The sequence below is a fragment of the Mesorhizobium sp. B2-3-6 genome (assembly GCF_006442305.1).
Classification (GTDB): Bacteria; Pseudomonadota; Alphaproteobacteria; order Rhizobiales; family Rhizobiaceae; genus Mesorhizobium.
In genome coordinates this window covers 266,924-281,777 of record NZ_VFVW01000006.1, presented here as the reverse complement: position 1 = coordinate 281,777, position 14,854 = coordinate 266,924, and the positions used below count along the sequence as shown (strand labels likewise).

The 14,854-nt window shown below is 62.0% G+C and carries 18 protein-coding genes; 15 read left to right on the top strand and 3 right to left on the bottom strand.

All coding sequences use genetic code 11. The features are described from left to right. Positions 1–77: 77 nt before the first annotated feature. Entirely contained in the window at positions 78–413 is a 336-nt protein-coding gene (locus FJ953_RS19415; RefSeq protein ID WP_224684585.1) for a phasin family protein, read from the bottom strand. Between the two features lie 417 nt (positions 414–830). On the opposite strand from FJ953_RS19415, the gene FJ953_RS19410 reads away from it, so the two are divergent. The 7 genes from FJ953_RS19410 to FJ953_RS19385 all read left to right on the top strand — a co-directional run bounded on the left by FJ953_RS19410 (position 831) and on the right by FJ953_RS19385 (position 4,416). Next, positions 831–1,103, top strand: a complete 273-nt coding sequence (locus FJ953_RS19410; protein WP_140522912.1) for a hypothetical protein — start codon at positions 831–833, stop codon at positions 1,101–1,103. Next, on the top strand, positions 1,100–1,297 hold the full coding sequence (locus FJ953_RS19405; protein ID WP_224656227.1) for a universal stress protein: 198 nt from the start codon (positions 1,100–1,102) through the stop codon (positions 1,295–1,297). The genes FJ953_RS19410 and FJ953_RS19405 overlap by 4 nt, the downstream gene beginning before the upstream one ends. Before the next feature lie 137 nt (positions 1,298–1,434). Further along, positions 1,435–2,712 carry a 5-aminolevulinate synthase gene (gene hemA, locus FJ953_RS19400; RefSeq protein ID WP_140522914.1) on the top strand — a complete coding sequence of 426 codons (1,278 nt, stop codon included), beginning with the start codon at positions 1,435–1,437 and terminating at the stop codon, positions 2,710–2,712. Positions 2,713–2,826: 114 nt separating this feature from the next. After that, entirely contained in the window at positions 2,827–3,261 is a 435-nt protein-coding gene (locus FJ953_RS19395; protein WP_140522916.1) for a DUF2267 domain-containing protein, read from the top strand. Between the two features lie 3 nt (positions 3,262–3,264). Beyond that, positions 3,265–3,555: a phosphoribosyltransferase family protein gene (locus FJ953_RS30955; RefSeq protein WP_224656349.1), complete on the top strand. Its 291-nt coding sequence runs from the start codon at positions 3,265–3,267 to the stop codon at positions 3,553–3,555. Next, positions 3,552–3,950 carry a phosphoribosyltransferase family protein gene (locus FJ953_RS30950; RefSeq protein ID WP_224656350.1) on the top strand — a complete coding sequence of 133 codons (399 nt, stop codon included), beginning with the start codon at positions 3,552–3,554 and terminating at the stop codon, positions 3,948–3,950. The genes FJ953_RS30955 and FJ953_RS30950 overlap by 4 nt, the downstream gene beginning before the upstream one ends. Before the next feature lie 19 nt (positions 3,951–3,969). Then, positions 3,970–4,416, top strand: coding sequence for a pyridoxamine 5'-phosphate oxidase family protein (locus FJ953_RS19385; protein WP_140522918.1), 447 nt, complete (start codon positions 3,970–3,972; stop codon positions 4,414–4,416). Between the two features lie 64 nt (positions 4,417–4,480). On the opposite strand, the gene FJ953_RS19380 is transcribed toward FJ953_RS19385, so the two are convergent. Then, positions 4,481–5,317, bottom strand: a complete 837-nt coding sequence (locus tag FJ953_RS19380; protein ID WP_140522920.1) for a universal stress protein — start codon at positions 5,315–5,317, stop codon at positions 4,481–4,483. Between the two features lie 173 nt (positions 5,318–5,490). Between FJ953_RS19380 and FJ953_RS31190 the strand changes: the two genes are divergently transcribed. Genes FJ953_RS31190 through FJ953_RS19370 form a run of 3 tightly spaced genes read left to right on the top strand, consistent with a single transcriptional unit; the run spans position 5,491 to position 7,491 of the window. Then, entirely contained in the window at positions 5,491–5,646 is a 156-nt protein-coding gene (locus FJ953_RS31190) for a c-type cytochrome (protein ID WP_318013166.1), read from the top strand. Beyond that, complete coding sequence (locus tag FJ953_RS31185) at positions 5,643–5,888, top strand: hypothetical protein (protein WP_318013167.1); 246 nt, start codon at positions 5,643–5,645, stop codon at positions 5,886–5,888. Before FJ953_RS31190 ends, FJ953_RS31185 begins: the two co-directional genes overlap by 4 nt. 49 nt (positions 5,889–5,937) lie before the next feature. Next, complete coding sequence (locus FJ953_RS19370; protein WP_140522921.1) at positions 5,938–7,491, top strand: bifunctional aminoglycoside phosphotransferase/ATP-binding protein; 1,554 nt, start codon at positions 5,938–5,940, stop codon at positions 7,489–7,491. A 22-nt stretch (positions 7,492–7,513) separates the two neighbouring features. On the opposite strand, the gene FJ953_RS19365 is transcribed toward FJ953_RS19370, so the two are convergent. Beyond that, positions 7,514–10,192, bottom strand: a complete 2,679-nt coding sequence (locus tag FJ953_RS19365; RefSeq protein ID WP_140522923.1) for a bifunctional acetate--CoA ligase family protein/GNAT family N-acetyltransferase — start codon at positions 10,190–10,192, stop codon at positions 7,514–7,516. Positions 10,193–10,356: 164 nt separating this feature from the next. Between FJ953_RS19365 and FJ953_RS19360 the strand changes: the two genes are divergently transcribed. From FJ953_RS19360 to FJ953_RS19340, 5 genes are all read left to right on the top strand, one after another. Next, positions 10,357–10,743 carry a DUF302 domain-containing protein gene (locus tag FJ953_RS19360; protein ID WP_140523416.1) on the top strand — a complete coding sequence of 129 codons (387 nt, stop codon included), beginning with the start codon at positions 10,357–10,359 and terminating at the stop codon, positions 10,741–10,743. 34 nt (positions 10,744–10,777) lie between these two features. Then, positions 10,778–12,631 (top strand): heavy metal translocating P-type ATPase, encoded by a 1,854-nt coding sequence (locus FJ953_RS19355; RefSeq protein WP_140522925.1) that lies wholly within the window; start codon positions 10,778–10,780, stop codon positions 12,629–12,631. Between the two features lie 28 nt (positions 12,632–12,659). After that, entirely contained in the window at positions 12,660–13,112 is a 453-nt protein-coding gene (trxC, locus tag FJ953_RS19350; protein WP_140522927.1) for a thioredoxin TrxC, read from the top strand. Between the two features lie 13 nt (positions 13,113–13,125). Next, positions 13,126–14,379: an MgtC/SapB family protein gene (locus FJ953_RS19345; RefSeq protein ID WP_140522929.1), complete on the top strand. Its 1,254-nt coding sequence runs from the start codon at positions 13,126–13,128 to the stop codon at positions 14,377–14,379. A gap of 85 nt (positions 14,380–14,464) precedes the next feature. Then, the gene (locus tag FJ953_RS19340; protein WP_140522931.1) at positions 14,465–14,851 is read left to right on the top strand and encodes a hypothetical protein; all 387 of its coding nucleotides are present in this window, start codon (positions 14,465–14,467) and stop codon (positions 14,849–14,851) included. Positions 14,852–14,854: the final 3 nt, after the last annotated feature.

The window sequence follows — 14,854 nt, the reverse complement described above, 5'->3', positions numbered from 1 at the left end:
AACGCAAATACGGAAGCCCTGAGACGACTATGTCTGTAAACGGCGTTCATGTTGTCTGACGACCTCCGCATTGCCGTCTACACGACAGTCTTAGCCGCGGCATCCTCGATCGCTATCCTGGCGCCCTTACGCATGTTTCTGGCCGTTTCGGAAGCGAGCCTGGAGGTCAATGCGGCGACCTTGCCGGCTTCGATCACGTATTGCGACGTCGCATTCTGCACGAAAGCAGCGAAGATGTCGAAGGCATCATTGAACTGCGGACCACTGATCAAGTCATCGGCCAGCCTCACGTCCTGCTCACAACGATGCTTCAGAAACGCCAGCGTTTCAACATTGAAGCGCATCATGGCCTTGAAGGCGTGCACCTGAAGGGACGCGGCGGCGAGGAAGAGCTTCTGGCCATTCTCCGCCACCGGCAACAATTGTGTGCCTAATGAGGATGGCTCGGGCTGAGTGTGCATTATCGACTACTCCGTTCTGAATCTCCACAGCACGACGTTGACGCCATTCGTCGTCATGTCCTTGATCAGGATCAACCCTATGGTCTTGCGGGCTGTACGAGCGTGCCGGCACCAGCCGTTTTCCTTGCTTTTACGCCTCCCTCTATTTGATGGCCAAGTCGGTTCAACCGCAGATGGAATGAGCGATGGCTTTTAAGATGATTATGGTGCAACTGGACGTAGACGCGACGCCGCGCCGCGCATCTCGATGGCATGGGATTTGGCTCAACGGCTCGAGGCCGACCTCTGGCTTCTAGCGCCGCCGAGCCGCATTTTGTCCTTCCGACCGGCACTGACGACCAGGCCGCGCCCAAGGCGTTGTGGTGCCAGGTGGAGGAGATAGAAGGTCGCCTCGACTGCCTGAGAGAGGAATTCCTGAGCACCGTCAACGGCAGCAATCGTGCATCTTGGCGCGCAAAGATAGGCAATCCCACGCGCGAACTTGCACTCAATGCGCGTGCTGCCGATTTGATCTTGACCGGCTCGCCGTCGACCGATCTGGTGGTCGACCATAATCGTATGCTGGATGCGGCGAGTCTCATCCTGGCGTCCCGTGGCGACGATGTCGCGGACGTTAGCTCTTTCTGGCACGGCACGGAGTGACAGCGCGATCTGTGGTCTTGGATGCGCGCCTCTCCGAACCGGCGGACATCCTCCTGCAGATCGGACAGGATATTGCGGCCGATCTCATAGTTCTCGGCGGCTACGGTCACAGTCGGCTACTGGAGAGGACCTTTGGCGGCGTGACGCGTTCTGTGCTGCGCAGCGGATCATTGCATCGGTTCATATCGACCTGAGCAGGCGGAGCCTCGGAGTCGTGATTTTGACATGAATCAAGGTCGTCCGTTGCCGCAAAGGGTTACGTCCAACCCTTGCCAAATTCGGTGTAGCCGATGCCCGCAGCGCGACAGCGAGTAAATAAGGAGATTCGGACATGAATTATCAGCGGTTCTTCGAGGACGCGATCGACCAGCTCCATGCGGAACGACGCTACCGCGTCTTTGCCGACCTCGAGCGCATAGCGGGCAAATTTCCGCGTGCCATCTGGCGCGCCAACGGCCGCGCAGAGGAAATCACCGTCTGGTGCTCCAACGACTATCTCGGCATGGGCCAGCACCCGGATGTCATCGCAGCGTTCCAGAACGCGGCGGGCCGGATGGGTTCGGGCGCCGGCGGCACCCGCAACATCTCCGGCACCAGCAATCCGCTGGTCGAACTCGAGCATGAGCTCGCCGACCTGCACGACAAGGAAGCCGCGCTGGTCTTCACCTCCGGTTTTGTCTCCAACGAAGCCTCGATCTCGACCATCGCGCGGCTTTTGCCCAACTGCCTGATCATTTCGGACGAGCTCAACCATGCCTCGATGATCGAAGGCGTGCGGCGCTCGGGCGCGGAAAAGAAGATTTTTCGCCACAACGATGTCGCGCACCTGGAAAGCCTGCTGCAGGCGGCGGGCCGCGAACGCGCCAAGCTGATCGTGTTCGAGAGCGTCTATTCGATGGATGGCGATATCGCGCCGATCCGGGAGATCGTCGACCTCGCCGAGCGCTATAACGCCATGACCTATATCGACGAGGTCCACGCCGTGGGCATGTATGGTCCGCGCGGCGGTGGCATCACCGAGCGGGAAGGCCTCGCCGACCGCATCAACATCATCGAGGGCACGCTGGCCAAGGCTTTCGGCACGCTGGGCGGCTACATCACCGGCACGAGTGCTGTCATCGACGCCGTGCGCTCCTATGCGCCGGGCTTCATCTTCACCACCGCGCTGCCGCCGGCCATCGCCGCCGCTGCCACCACCTCGATCCGTCATCTCAAGCGCTCGCAGGCCGAGCGTGACGCCCAGCAGCAGCAGGCGACGCGGACCAAGCAGATCCTCTCCGCCGCCGGCCTGCCGGTGATGGAATCGGCGACCCATATCGTGCCAGTGCTGGTTGGCGACCCCGAGCTTTGCAAGATGGCAAGCGACCGGCTGCTCGGCGTGCACGGCATCTACATCCAGCCGATCAACTATCCGACCGTGCCGCGCGGCACGGAGCGGCTGCGCATCACGCCGACGCCGTTCCATTCGGATGCGCTGATCGCCGAGCTGCAGGACGCCCTGGTCGAGACCTGGGACGCGCTCGGCATTTCCTATGGTTCAGCAGGACGACCTTCCGTGGCCAAGACCGACCGGATCATTCCCCTGCTGGTGCAGCAGGCTTTTGGCTGAACTGGCGCCCAGCACCTCCGGTTCGTTTGACGCAGAGCCCGAACGATTTGATCCCGCTCAATGCTCAGAGCCTTATTATGCCCCAGAATGGCGCCAAATCTCAGGAGCATCGCCATGGGTCCTTGTCCTCACACGTCCTTCGCTGACTTCACGCATGCCGGCCAGCAGGCGCAACAATGGGTCAAGGAGCTCGCCAAAGACCTCTGCTGGAGCGAACCGAGCGCGTGCCGGCTGCTGAGGGCTGTCCTGCACACGGTGCGGGACTGGCTGTCGCCGGCGGAAATGGCCGATCTCTCGGCGCAACTGCCTGTTTTGGTCCGCGGCATCTATTTCGAAGGTTGGAAGCCGTCGGTGCCTGCGCATGAGCGCACGAAGCGCGACTTCATTATCAGTGTCAGAAACAGTTTCGGCTACGATGAGGAGATCGATTTCGATGTCGCGATCAGTGCCGTGTTCAAGCTTCTCGACCGTCACATTTCGCATGGCGAGATCGTACAGGTCAGAAACTCGATGAAAAAGTCGCTGCGAAACCTGTGGCCGGTGGATTGACCGATGTTCCGTGACCGGGAAGACGCTGGAGCGAAGCTTGGCCTGGAGCTGAGCAGACTTCAACTGCATCGGCCCATCGTACTGGCATTGCCGCGTGGCGGCGTGCCCGTCGCAGTGGAAGTGGCCAAAGCCCTCAACGCTCCTCTTGACCTGCTGATCGTCCGCAAGATCGGCGCCCCGGGCAATCCCGAATTGGCTGTTGCCGCAATCATCGATGGCGACCCTGGGGAGGTCGTGCTGAACCGTGAAATTGTCGAGCCTATGGGCTCGACGACGACGCCTTACGTGTCTTGATTGCAAATGAACGTCCTGAACTCGAACGCCGGCGCGTTGCCTATCGTGGCAAGACCAAACCGATGTCGATCGCAGGAAAGACGGCTATCATCGTCGATGACGGTGTCGCGACCGGTACGACCATGAAAATCGCGATCCGCGCCCTCAAGCGCCGGTCACCGAGGGAAATCGTCGTGGCGGTTCCCGTTTCACCGCAAGTGACGGTCGCCGCGCTGGAGCAGGAAGCGGACCGTGTAGTCTGCCTCAGTAGGCCAGGACAGTTCCAGGCCTTGAGCCATCATTATCGCCAGTTCCCGCAACTCTCTGACAACGACGTTGTCTCCGCTATGGACGAGGCTGCCCAGCTGTACAAAACTGGCCAGTGGCACGTTTCCGGCCTGGTTCAAAGGCCATGAAGAACAGGAGATCGAACTGATGCAGATCCGCACGCTTTCTGCTTTGGAATGTACCAAATTGCTGACGGCCAATCGCGTGGGCCGCCTGGCATGCGCAAAGGATGGACAGCCCTATGTCGTGCCGTTCCACTACGCCTATTCGGACGCCCATCTTTACGCGTTTTCCATGCCGGGCAAAAAGATCGAATGGATGCGGGCCAATCCGCTGGTGTGCGTCCAGGTGGATGAGCATGGACAGGGGCGGGGATGGAGAAGCGTCGTTGTTGACGGCCGATACGAAGAACTGCCTGACCGGATCGGCCACAAGCTTGAGCGGGATCATGCCTGGACGGTCTTGAGCAAGCACTCCGACTGGTGGGAACCCGGCGCACTCAAGCCGCTGGTTCCTCCCACAGCCGACAGTGCGCCGCATGTCTTCTTTCGGATCCTGATCGAACGGGTATCGGGACGGGAAGCGAGCGAGTAGTCATTCCATCAATTTGCGCGAGATGCGAAGGGCTGGCGCAATCTGCACCGGCCCTTTTGGATTGTTATCGCGCCATTAAGACCGGTAGTGACGAGCCCTCAAGCATTGACTTAGTGACCCCGCCGAAGATTCGCTCCCGCAGGCGGGAATGACCATAGGCGCCCATGACCAAGAGCTCGGCCGCGACGTCGCCGGCATGCTGGCGAAGCACGTCGGCAACCGAATGATTCGAACTCGGTAGCCGCTCGACGGTAACCTTCACGCCGTGCCGGGCAAGATAAGCCGCGGCATCTGCACCTGGCTCGTCGCCGTGATGGAACTCATTTTCGATGGGATCGATGATGACAAGGCGCACATCTTCGGCGCCTTTCAGCATATCGAGCGACTCGCGGACGGCGCGCGATGACTCCAGGCGGGCGTCCCATGCAACGAGGATGCGTTTCGGCTTCAGCGTCGGGCGCGAGCCCTCGGGAACAAGCAGGATGGGCTTTCCCGATGAAAACAGCGTGCCCTCGATGACTTTCTCCTTCAGCGCATGGCTTGCCAGCAGATCTGGTCCGAGAAGGGTCAGATCGGCGTAGCGGGCACGCCTTCCGATGACGTCGTCGGCCCATCCCATGTCGGGATAGTCGTCGCTCAGATCGGCCGATACGGCAGTCTGGGAGAGAAAGCCGGCGACGTCTGATTTTCGTTTCTCAAGCCTTCTCAACTCGGCCTGCCGCTCCGCAAGCCAGGCAGGCGAGACGACAGCGGCATACTCGCCCCCAGAGGGCGGCGCGGCCAGCTCGAGAACGAGCACGGAGAGATGGGCACCGACCTGTTCGCACAGTGAGGCGGCCAGCTTTAGATCGGCTTCGCCCTGGTTCGGCCCAGTAACCGTAAGCAGCGTCCTGAAAGTCACGGCGGCAACTCCTGATTTCGATTGAAAGGTCAATCTGGCTTCAGTCATTAGCGCGGGTGCCCGGCGCGCTCATTGCGCTGAATCAAATACCGTGACCGCGGGGCATTTGATCCGCATCAACGTACTGCCAAACCAGGGCTGTAGGTTTTCAGCTAATCAATCGGAAAACGCAGATGAAATTCCTGATCGCGGCGGCTCTGGCAGGATTGGCCTTCAACGCGGCTCGCGCCCAGGAACTTGGCGACGGCAAGGCCGAATACATGAACTCGTGCGCGGTCTGCCATGGTCCGGAAGGCAAGGGGGACGGCCCGTTGGCGACGAGTTGTTGAAGCGGCCGAGCGACCTGACGCGCCTCTCCAGGCGCAATGGCGGCGAATTCCCTTACTGGCGTGTTTATGCCGTGATCGACGGCCGCGCCATGGTGCCGGCGCATGGCGAGCGCGACATGCCGGTGTGGGGCAGCCAATTCCTGCCTGCCGACGTGAAGAAATATGGCCCGAACGCAGGCGAAATCGTCACCAGGGAACGGATCCATGAGTTGGCAGGCTATGTCCAGACATTGCAGCAATGAACGCAGCTCGCGCAAACGAAATACGCAAAACACACGTGGAAGGCCGGCCATGATCGTCGATGAGCAGCAAGCCGCTGCCTCTTTTCTGCTTGATCCTGCTACCCATGGCGCGGTCGGGGCCGTCGAGGCGATCGAGACTCACATTTCCCGTATTTTCCTCGTTGGCCAACGCGCCTACAAGATGAAGCGGGGGGTCAAGCTGCCCTATGTCGATTTCTCGGCGCCGGCCCTCAGGCTTGCCGCTTGCGAGAAAGAGGTGGAACTCAACTCGAAGACCGCGCCCGGCCTCTATTTGGTCGTGCGTCGAATCACCCGCGAAGCCGACGGCAAACTGGCTTTCAATGGCACCGGCCAAATGGTCGATGCTGCGATCGAGATGGTCCGCTTCGACCAGTCGAAGCTCCTCGATCGGATGGCAACCGCCGGAGAATTGACGCCGGCGCTGATGACCGCGGTTGCGCGCATGATCGTCAGCTACCACCGTGCCGCGCCGACGATCCACAATGGCGGCGGCTCATCAAATCTGGCTGGCGTGCTCGACATCAACGAGGCTGGCTTTGCCACCAGCCACGTTTTCGCAAAAGCTGAGGTCACGAGCTTTGCCGAGGCCTTCCGCAACGCCCTCGCCCGGCATTCCGGATTGCTCGACCGCCGGGAAGCCGCAGGCAAGATCCGCGGCTGCCATGGCGACCTGCATTTGCACAACATCTGCCTTTTAGACAGCGAGCCTCGCCTCTTCGACTGTATCGAATTCAACGACCAGATCGCCAGCATCGACGTTTTATACGACCTTGCTTTCCTGTTGATGGATCTTTGGCATCGCGGTTTTCCGCAGCTCGCCAACCTTGTGATGAACCGCTATCTCGATGAAGCCGACGACGAGGATGGGTTCGTGCTGCTGCCCTTTTTCATGGCTGTGCGGGCTGCCGTGCGCGCCCACGTCATCGCAACGCAGGTCGAGGAACGCAGCGCCGACAGCGACAGGCTGGTTGCCGAGGCGAGATCCTATTTCGACCTTGCCCGAACATTTCTCCAGGAAAAACCGGCGCGACTCGTTGCCGTTGGCGGTCTGAGTGGCTCGGGAAAGACGACCGTTGCCGAGGCGCTGGCCGCCCATTTCGGTGCAGCGCCAGGCGCCCGCATTGTCGAAAGCGACCGCGTCCGCAAGGCCATGCATGGTGTACCGCCGGAGACCAGGCTGCCGGACAAAGCCTATCGGCCCGAAGTTTCCGATCGCGTCTACCGCGAAATGGCATGGCGCGCCGGCCTGATCCTTTCGCAGGGCGGCTCGGTCGTGGCCGATGCCGTTTTCGACAGACCCGCTGATCGTGAGCGGATCGAGAAAGCGGCGCGCAGCCGGGCTATCAGATTCTCCGGATTTTGGTTGGAGGCGGCCCCGCTTGTCCTGTGGCAGCGGGTCAGCGAGCGCAAGGGCGGCCCTTCAGATGCCACGATCGAGATACTCTCGCGGCAATTGGAGCGAAATGCCACCCAGTCTGGCTGGCGAAAAATCGACGCTGATCGGATGCTCGCCGACATTGTCTTGGAATTGAGAAGGCACTCAGAGAGCGATGCGTCCGAAACCCTGTGCACAGCGTCCTGATCGGTGCAGCGGGCGATCGGCCTCAACTGAGTTCGAGCGTTACCTCGACAAGGCCGGGTTCGCTAGGATGACGCCTTATCGAGAAGCCAAACTCGCGGCACATGGCCAACATCCTCGTGTTCTCGGCGAGCATTATCCCTTCGATTCGTCCGATCCCATCGGCCCTCGCATAATCGACGATCTGGCTGAGCAATTCCCAGCCAAGACCATTACCCTGGAGATCTGTACGCACCAGCAAGGCGTATTCGGCGACGGTGTGGTCGGGATCGCAAGATATCCGGCTGATACCGGCCAGCGCGCCGGAGCTCGTATTCAGCGCAACGAAAGCCATGTTGCGACCGTAGTCTAGCTGGGTGAGCCGCTTCAGCATCTGGTCGGAGAAGCTTTTGCGGGGCGACAGAAAACGCAGGCGCAGATCATCGGGCGAAATCCTGGCAAGGAATTCGGGATAGAGCGAGATGTCGGCCGGCTTGATCGGACGGATATTGTAGTCGATGTCGCCCGCCGAAAACACCTTTTCCCAACCCGACGGATAGGGCCTTATGGCAAGTGCCGGGTTCGGCCCCGCCTCTTCCACCCGTTCCGGCTCGATCTCGATGCGGGCGTCGAGTGCAATCACACCCTCGGCGTCGGCCAGCAGCGGATTGATATCCACCGCAACGAGGCACGGAAAGTCGACGATCATCTGCGATAGGCCGTTGAGTGAAGCAATGATCGATTGCCGATCGGCCGGCTTGCGATCACGAAACCCGGCAAGAACGCGGCCGATCCGGGTTTGGTCGATTAGGTCACCGGCAAGAATGTCGTCGAGCGGCGGCAACGCGATCGCCGTGTCGTTCATCACTTCGACCGCGACGCCCCCGGCTCCAAAGAGGATGACTGGCCCGAAGATCGGGTCGCGGCTTATCCCGAGGATGAGTTCCTGCGCCTGTTTTCGCGCCACCATTGGCTGAACGGCATAGCCTTCAATGTCGGCTTGCGGTGCGTGCTTGCGCACGCGCGCCTCGATTGCGCGTGCCGCCTCCCCGGCGGCAACGGGGTCGGCGATGCCAAGCACCACCCCACCAATGTCCGACTTGTGCGTGATCGCCTTGGACAGGAGTTTGACGACGGCCTGCTCGGATGTCTTGAGGAACCGGCTGGCTGCCAGTTGCGCTTCGGCAGGAGATCTGGCGACGATCGTCTCGGGGACAGGGATGCCGTAGGCCGAGATTGCCGCCTTGGCTTCGGACTCGGTCAGCATACGCCGCCCTTCCCTGGCGACGGCCCTGAATATTGCAAGCGCGGCTTCCCGGTCGCTCGCGATGTCGCTGCGGCTCGACGGCGTGCGCATCAATGCCCGCTGGGCACGCGACCATTCGCTGAGATAAGAAACCGCCGTTGCGGCGTCCGCCGGCGTCTCGAAGCTGGCAAGACCAGCATCCTGAAGAACACGTCGCCCCTCGCGCGCCGTGTGTTCGCCGAGCCAGCAGGTCAGGACAGGTTTGCCGCTGATCTTGCCGCCCTGCGCGAGCACCGCCACGGCGCTTGCCGCGGCAAGCGGCGAGCCGAGCCCAGTCGGGCAGTTCATGACCAGGACGACGTCGGTGCCGGCATCGGCCATGATCGCCTCGATCGCGGCGGCATAGCGTTCTGGCGGGGCGTCCCCGATAATGTCGACCGGATTGGCGTGGGACCATGTACTCGGCAGGACGGCATCCAGACGAGTGATCGTTTCCGGCGATAGCTCGGCCAGGTGCCCGTTGCCTTCGACGAGTTGATCGACGGCAAGCACGCCGGCGCCGCCACCATTGGTGACTATGCCGACGCGGGCTCGTTCCAGCGGAACGAAACGGGCGGTCGTTTCAACCGCATCGAACAACTCGGTGAGACCTTTGACGCGCAGTATGCCAGCACGCAGCAATGCCGCATCGACGACGCGATCGGCGCCCGATAGCGCGCCGGTATGGGTCGCGGCTGCTTTGGCTGATTGCTCGTGCCGGCCCGACTTTATCGCAATCACCGGCTTTATGCGTGCCGCCGCACGCGCGGCCGAGATGAACTTGCGCGGATTGGGGATGGTTTCGAGATACATTACGATGGCGCGCGTGTGCATGTCGCCCGCCAGCATGTCGAGACAATCTCCCACGTCGACATCCGCCATGTCGCCCAGAGAGACGATCTGGGCGAAGCCGACATTGTTGTCCGCCGCCCAGTCTATCAGCGACGTCGCGATGGCGCCGGATTGCGACAGCAGCGCGATGCTGCCGGGTTTGGCGGCCATGTGCGCAAATCCAGCATTGAGCTTCAATGGCGGGATCATCAGCCCGACCGTGTTCGGCCCAATGATGCGGAAAACGGTGGGCTTGGCCGCATCGAGCATCGCCTGACGCAGGCCGTTTTCGTGCGTGAGCCCGGCGGTGATGACGATCGCCGCCCGCGTGCCCTTCTCTGCAAGGTCGCGCACTATGGCCGGAACTGTTCGGGGCGGCGTGACGATGACACCAAGGTCTGGAACGCCTGGAAGATCGGCCGCCTTGGCATAGGATTGCCGACCAGCCACTTGCGAATATTTCGGGTTGACCGGCCAGATCTCGCCCTCGAAGCCGCCGCTGACCATATTGTCGAAGACGACGCGGCCGACGGAGCCTTCGCGCACCGATGCGCCGAATACGGCGACCGACCTCGGGGCGAACGCATGTTCAAGATTTCGGATCGTCACCGGTGGGTCTCCCGTTCGCGGCGATAGTCGCCAATCGATCCTGCCCCTTCATTGCGCTGGATCAAAGCCTCGTCCGGTTCTCGCGATTAGCTGTTGCAAGAGGGTTCGAAGCGGTCGCTTGCGACGTAGCAGCCACTGCTGCGGTCAAGGATTGGAGAGTTAAGATGAGTTACTATTTCAGCAAGATCGTCGCCATGCCGTTCACAGCGGCAATCGACCACGTGAGCGACAAGCTCGCAAGCAAGGGGTTTGGCGTTCTGACCTCGATCAATGTTCAGCAGACCATGAAGGCCAAGCTTGGTGAAGATTTCAGGCCCTATGTGATCCTGGGCGCGTGCAATCCGCATTTCGCCTGGCGAGCCCTTCAGGCCGAAGACAAGATCGGAACCATGCTGCCCTGCAATGTCATCGTCACCGAGGTCGAACCAGGAAAGGTAGAAGTCGCGGCGGTGGATCCGGTCGCTTCAATGGGGGCCATCGCCAATCGCGAGCTTGCGCAGGTCGCGAACGTTGTGCGTCGCGTGCTCGAGGAGATGGTCCGCGAGCTCTAGCGCCAAAGGGGCCATCAAGGTTGAGGGACATCGGATGAGCGAGTCTGCTCTACGACGCGCATTGCTGGTCATCGCTATCCTGGGTCTCGCCGTCGGAGCCGGAGCCTGGCGAACGGGGCTCGGTCCCATCGAAGCCCACACGATCTGGACGGTGTCGACCTTGCCCGTGGTGGCGGCTCTCGCAATCTCCATTCTGCGCGATTTCTGGATCGGCCGCTTCGGCGTTGATGCGATTGCGCTGGTCTCGATGTCCGCCGCGCTGCTGCTCGGACAACCGCTTGCGGCAGTGGTGGTCGCTATCATGTATGCCGGTGGTACAGTCCTTGAGGATTTCGCTCGTGGCCGCGCGGAACGGAACCTCAAGGCGTTGACCGACCGATCGCCGCGTGTGGCCCATCGGACGACAACCCGAGGGACAGAGACAGTCCCCGTCGAAGATGTTGCTGTCGGGGACGAGCTTCTGGTCCGGGCCGGCGAATTGCTTCCCGTCGATGGTATATTGCTTGATCCTTCGGCCTCCCTCAACGAGTCCGCGGTGACCGGCGAGCCGCTGCCCGAGCGGCGGATAGCGGGCGACACGCTGCGCAGCGGCACCATCAATGCCGGCGAGACATTCAGCATGCAGGCTTCCGCCTTGGCAGACCAGAGCACCTATGCCGCGATCGTACGCATGGTCGCTGCAGCGCAGACGGCGAAATCCCCCTTCATTCGCATGGCCGACCGTTTCGCCCTGTTCCTGCTGCCTGCCACTCTGGTGGTTTCCGGCGCCGCCTGGTACATCTCCGGTGATCCAATCCGGGCGCTGGCCGTGCTGGTAGTCGCCACACCTTGCCCGCTCATCCTGGCTGCCCCTGTTGCCTTCATCGGCGGCGTCTCGCGTGCCGCGCGTGCAGGCATCCTGATGAAAGGCAGCGCGGCTCTGGAAGCGCTTGCGCAAGTCCGAACCGCGATCTTCGACAAGACGGGGACCTTGACCATCGGCGGCGCCGAGCTCATCGACATCGAAGCCGCACCCGGCTGTGAAGCGAACCAATCGCTGCAGCTGCTGGCATCCCTGGAACAGGCATCGCACCATGTGCTCGCCGACTCGATCATCCGGGCGGCGCGCGGCAGGCAGCTGATGCTTTCGCATCCGCATGATGTCAGCGAGCATCGCGGTGCAGGCCTCAACGGCCGGGTCGACACCATGTCGGTCGCGGCTGGATCGCGGGCTTTCGTGCTCGCCGACGAGCCGCTGCCCGGCTGGGCGAAAAGCGGCGAAGAAAAATACCGGGACGAGCCGGTGCTTAGGGTTTTTGTCGCCGTCGCTGGAGAGCTTGCTGGGATTTTCACCTTGGGCGATGCGTTGCGTCCTGATGCACGCGACGCGCTCGCCAATCTGCGCTCGGCTGGCATCACGCGCATGGTCATGCTTACAGGTGATGACAGTGCGGCAGCAAAGCGTGTTTCCTCCAGGCTTGATCTGGATGTCATCATCGCCGATGCCGTCCCTGCGGACAAGGTCACCACCGTCGAGGCCGAGAAAGCAACAGCGCCCACAATGATGGTTGGCGATGGCATCAACGATGCACCTGCCCTTGCCGCCGCAACGGTCGGTATCGCCATGGGCGCCCGTGGTGCGACCGCCTCCTCCGAGGCGGCCGACGTCATCGTGCTGACCGACAGGCTGCAGCCGGTTGCGGACGCGGTTCGGATTGCACGGCGAACGCGATCGATCGCCTTGCAGAGCATCATCGCCGGGCTGGCGTTGTCCGGGCTGGCAATGATCGCGGCGGCCATGGGGCAGATCACGCCGGTTGCCGGAGCGCTGCTTCAGGAGGGGATTGACGTCGCGGTTATCCTGAACGCCTTGCGCACGCTTGGCGATGGGCATCTGTGGCGCGCATAGTGGTTGAGAACAAAATCGGTGAATGGCGATGGCACAGCAAAATCTGGTGGTTTGCAGCAAATGCGGTGGGGTCAACCGCCTGCCGCCAGCCCGCAATGCCAGTGAGGCGAAATGCGGAAAGTGCGGGACCGCGCTGTTTTCGGGTCACCCGGAAGATGTCGACGCCGCGCGTTTCGATCATCAGATCGCGCGCAGCAGTCTGCCCGTTGTCGTCGACGTCTGGGCACCCTGGTGCGGCCCCTGCAAGATGATGGCGCCAGCCTATGAAGCGGCGGCAAGTGAACTGGAGCCGCATGTTCGTCTGATCAAACTCAACTCCGACAATGAGCAGGCTGTCGCGGCCAGGCTCGGCATCCGTGGCATTCCGACCATGATCCTGTTCCATGGCGGGCGCGAGATCGCGCGCACATCCGGCGCAATGACGGCAGGCCAAATCGTCAGGTGGGTTCGTGACCGCCTGCCGCCAACGGTCACCGCCTGAAGTCGTCGCGCCAATGGATCCGATCATCGCCCGGCTTGGGCTGGCGCTCGCAATAGGTCTTCTTGTCGGCTTGGAGCGTGGTTGGCAGGAGCGGGACGCGCCCGATCGCAGTCGCACAGCTGGCATCCGGACATTCGGCATATCTGGCCTGCTGGGTGGCGTGCTCGCTGCACTCGCCAACGCACTCGGCGCTGTATCCGTGCTGGTCGGCGGGTTCATCGCCTTTGCGACAATCTTTGCCTGGTACAAGGCACGCGAGGCTGCCCATGACGAGGACTTCAGCGTCACCAGCGTGATCGCGGGCCTGGGGGTGTTTGCCCTTGGCGCGCTTTCCGTCGCCGGCGATTATCGTGCTGCAGCCGCCGGTGGCGCGGCATTGGCGGTAATCCTGGCCAGCCGCGAGGTCCTGCACGGTCTTTTGAAGCGACTGACCTGGGTCGAACTGCGTTCGGCGCTGGTCCTTGCGGTGATGACGGCGATCGTCTTGCCCTTGCTGCCAAACCGCACGATCGACCCGTGGGCCGGTTTCAATCCCTGGGAAGTCTGGTTCCTGACGGTGCTGATGGCCTCGATTTCGTTCGCCGGATACGTGGCTGTTCGCATTCTGGGAAATACACGCGGTCTGCTGGTCAGTTCGCTCACCGGTGCAATCGTCTCTTCCACAGCAGTGACCTTGGCGCTTGCCCGCAATGCCGCGTCGGCAAGCAATCCGCTGCCGCTCGCCGGGGCGGCGTCCCTGGCAGCAATGGTTTCGGTGCTCCGCGTCTGCGCCGTGGTTCTGATCGTCGAGCCAAGTGTGCTCGCATCGGTCGTGATTCCGGCGATTACCGCAGCGCTTGCCTTCGCTGTCTGCGGCGCATTGCTGCTGGCTCGTGACAGCGGGAACGGTAAAGGCAGCGCGATCGCGCGCAATCCATTCGAACTGGGCCCCTTGCTGCTCTTCGCCTTGCTCTTTGCCATCGTCGCGACCGCAAGTGCCGGGCTGGCCGTTCAATTCGGTGGGCGCGGTCTGCTGGCGAGTTCGGCGCTGGCCGGCGCATTCGATGTCGATGTCTCGGTGCTTGGCGCGCTGCGCCTGGTCAAGCATTCCGTGTCCGTCGAGACCGTGGGCCAGGCCGTGCTCGCGGCGCTCGCAGCAAACGCGATCGGTCGCCTGTCGCTCGCAGTATTTGCTGGTCCGATCACGTTCTGGTTGCCACTGGCCGTCACAACACTGATAGCCGCGGCCATGGGTATCTGCGCCCTGTTGTTGCTCGGTCCTGGATAGAAGTGCTGTGCTCGCGCTTTTTTTGATACGGATCAAGAGCTAGGTCCCGCCACCGCTCTATGAAACTCCGTAGAAGGAGTTCGCCATGACCAGTGTGAAGGACCTCACCCCGAAATTCCGCAACGTCCGGCTGCTGCTCGCCCGTGAGAAAGGTCATCCGGAAGGCGACCGCGAAGAGGGCTATGACGTGCTCGCTCCGTTGACCGGCGAAGGCCGGATCGATGCGCAAGAGTGGAAATCGCACAAGGCCTCGTGCCGCGTTCGCCGATTTCGCACTGGCGAGGAGGATCTGGTCGGTCGGCTGAGGCGCAAGCCCGGCGGACATTGGTTCTTCGACTATGCCGACGGCGACCGCGACGACGAGATCGGCTTTCGTCTCGGCGACGAACGGTTCGTGACCGGCGAGTATGTGTCGATCGAGCGCAACGGCGCCATGCACACGTACCAGGTGGCGAGGGTCGAGCGGCCCTGACGC

Coding starts and splice junctions, on each gene's coding strand:
- hemA (WP_140522914.1), top strand. CDS start 1,435: ATGAATTATCAGCGGTTCTTCGAGGACGCGATCGACCAGCTCCATGCG.
- FJ953_RS19395 (WP_140522916.1), top strand. CDS start 2,827: ATGGGTCCTTGTCCTCACACGTCCTTCGCTGACTTCACGCATGCCGGC.
- FJ953_RS30955 (WP_224656349.1), top strand. CDS start 3,265: ATGTTCCGTGACCGGGAAGACGCTGGAGCGAAGCTTGGCCTGGAGCTG.
- FJ953_RS19385 (WP_140522918.1), top strand. CDS start 3,970: ATGCAGATCCGCACGCTTTCTGCTTTGGAATGTACCAAATTGCTGACG.
- FJ953_RS31190 (WP_318013166.1), top strand. CDS start 5,491: ATGAAATTCCTGATCGCGGCGGCTCTGGCAGGATTGGCCTTCAACGCG.
- FJ953_RS19370 (WP_140522921.1), top strand. CDS start 5,938: ATGATCGTCGATGAGCAGCAAGCCGCTGCCTCTTTTCTGCTTGATCCT.
- FJ953_RS19360 (WP_140523416.1), top strand. CDS start 10,357: ATGAGTTACTATTTCAGCAAGATCGTCGCCATGCCGTTCACAGCGGCA.
- FJ953_RS19355 (WP_140522925.1), top strand. CDS start 10,778: ATGAGCGAGTCTGCTCTACGACGCGCATTGCTGGTCATCGCTATCCTG.
- trxC (WP_140522927.1), top strand. CDS start 12,660: ATGGCACAGCAAAATCTGGTGGTTTGCAGCAAATGCGGTGGGGTCAAC.
- FJ953_RS19345 (WP_140522929.1), top strand. CDS start 13,126: ATGGATCCGATCATCGCCCGGCTTGGGCTGGCGCTCGCAATAGGTCTT.
- FJ953_RS19340 (WP_140522931.1), top strand. CDS start 14,465: ATGACCAGTGTGAAGGACCTCACCCCGAAATTCCGCAACGTCCGGCTG.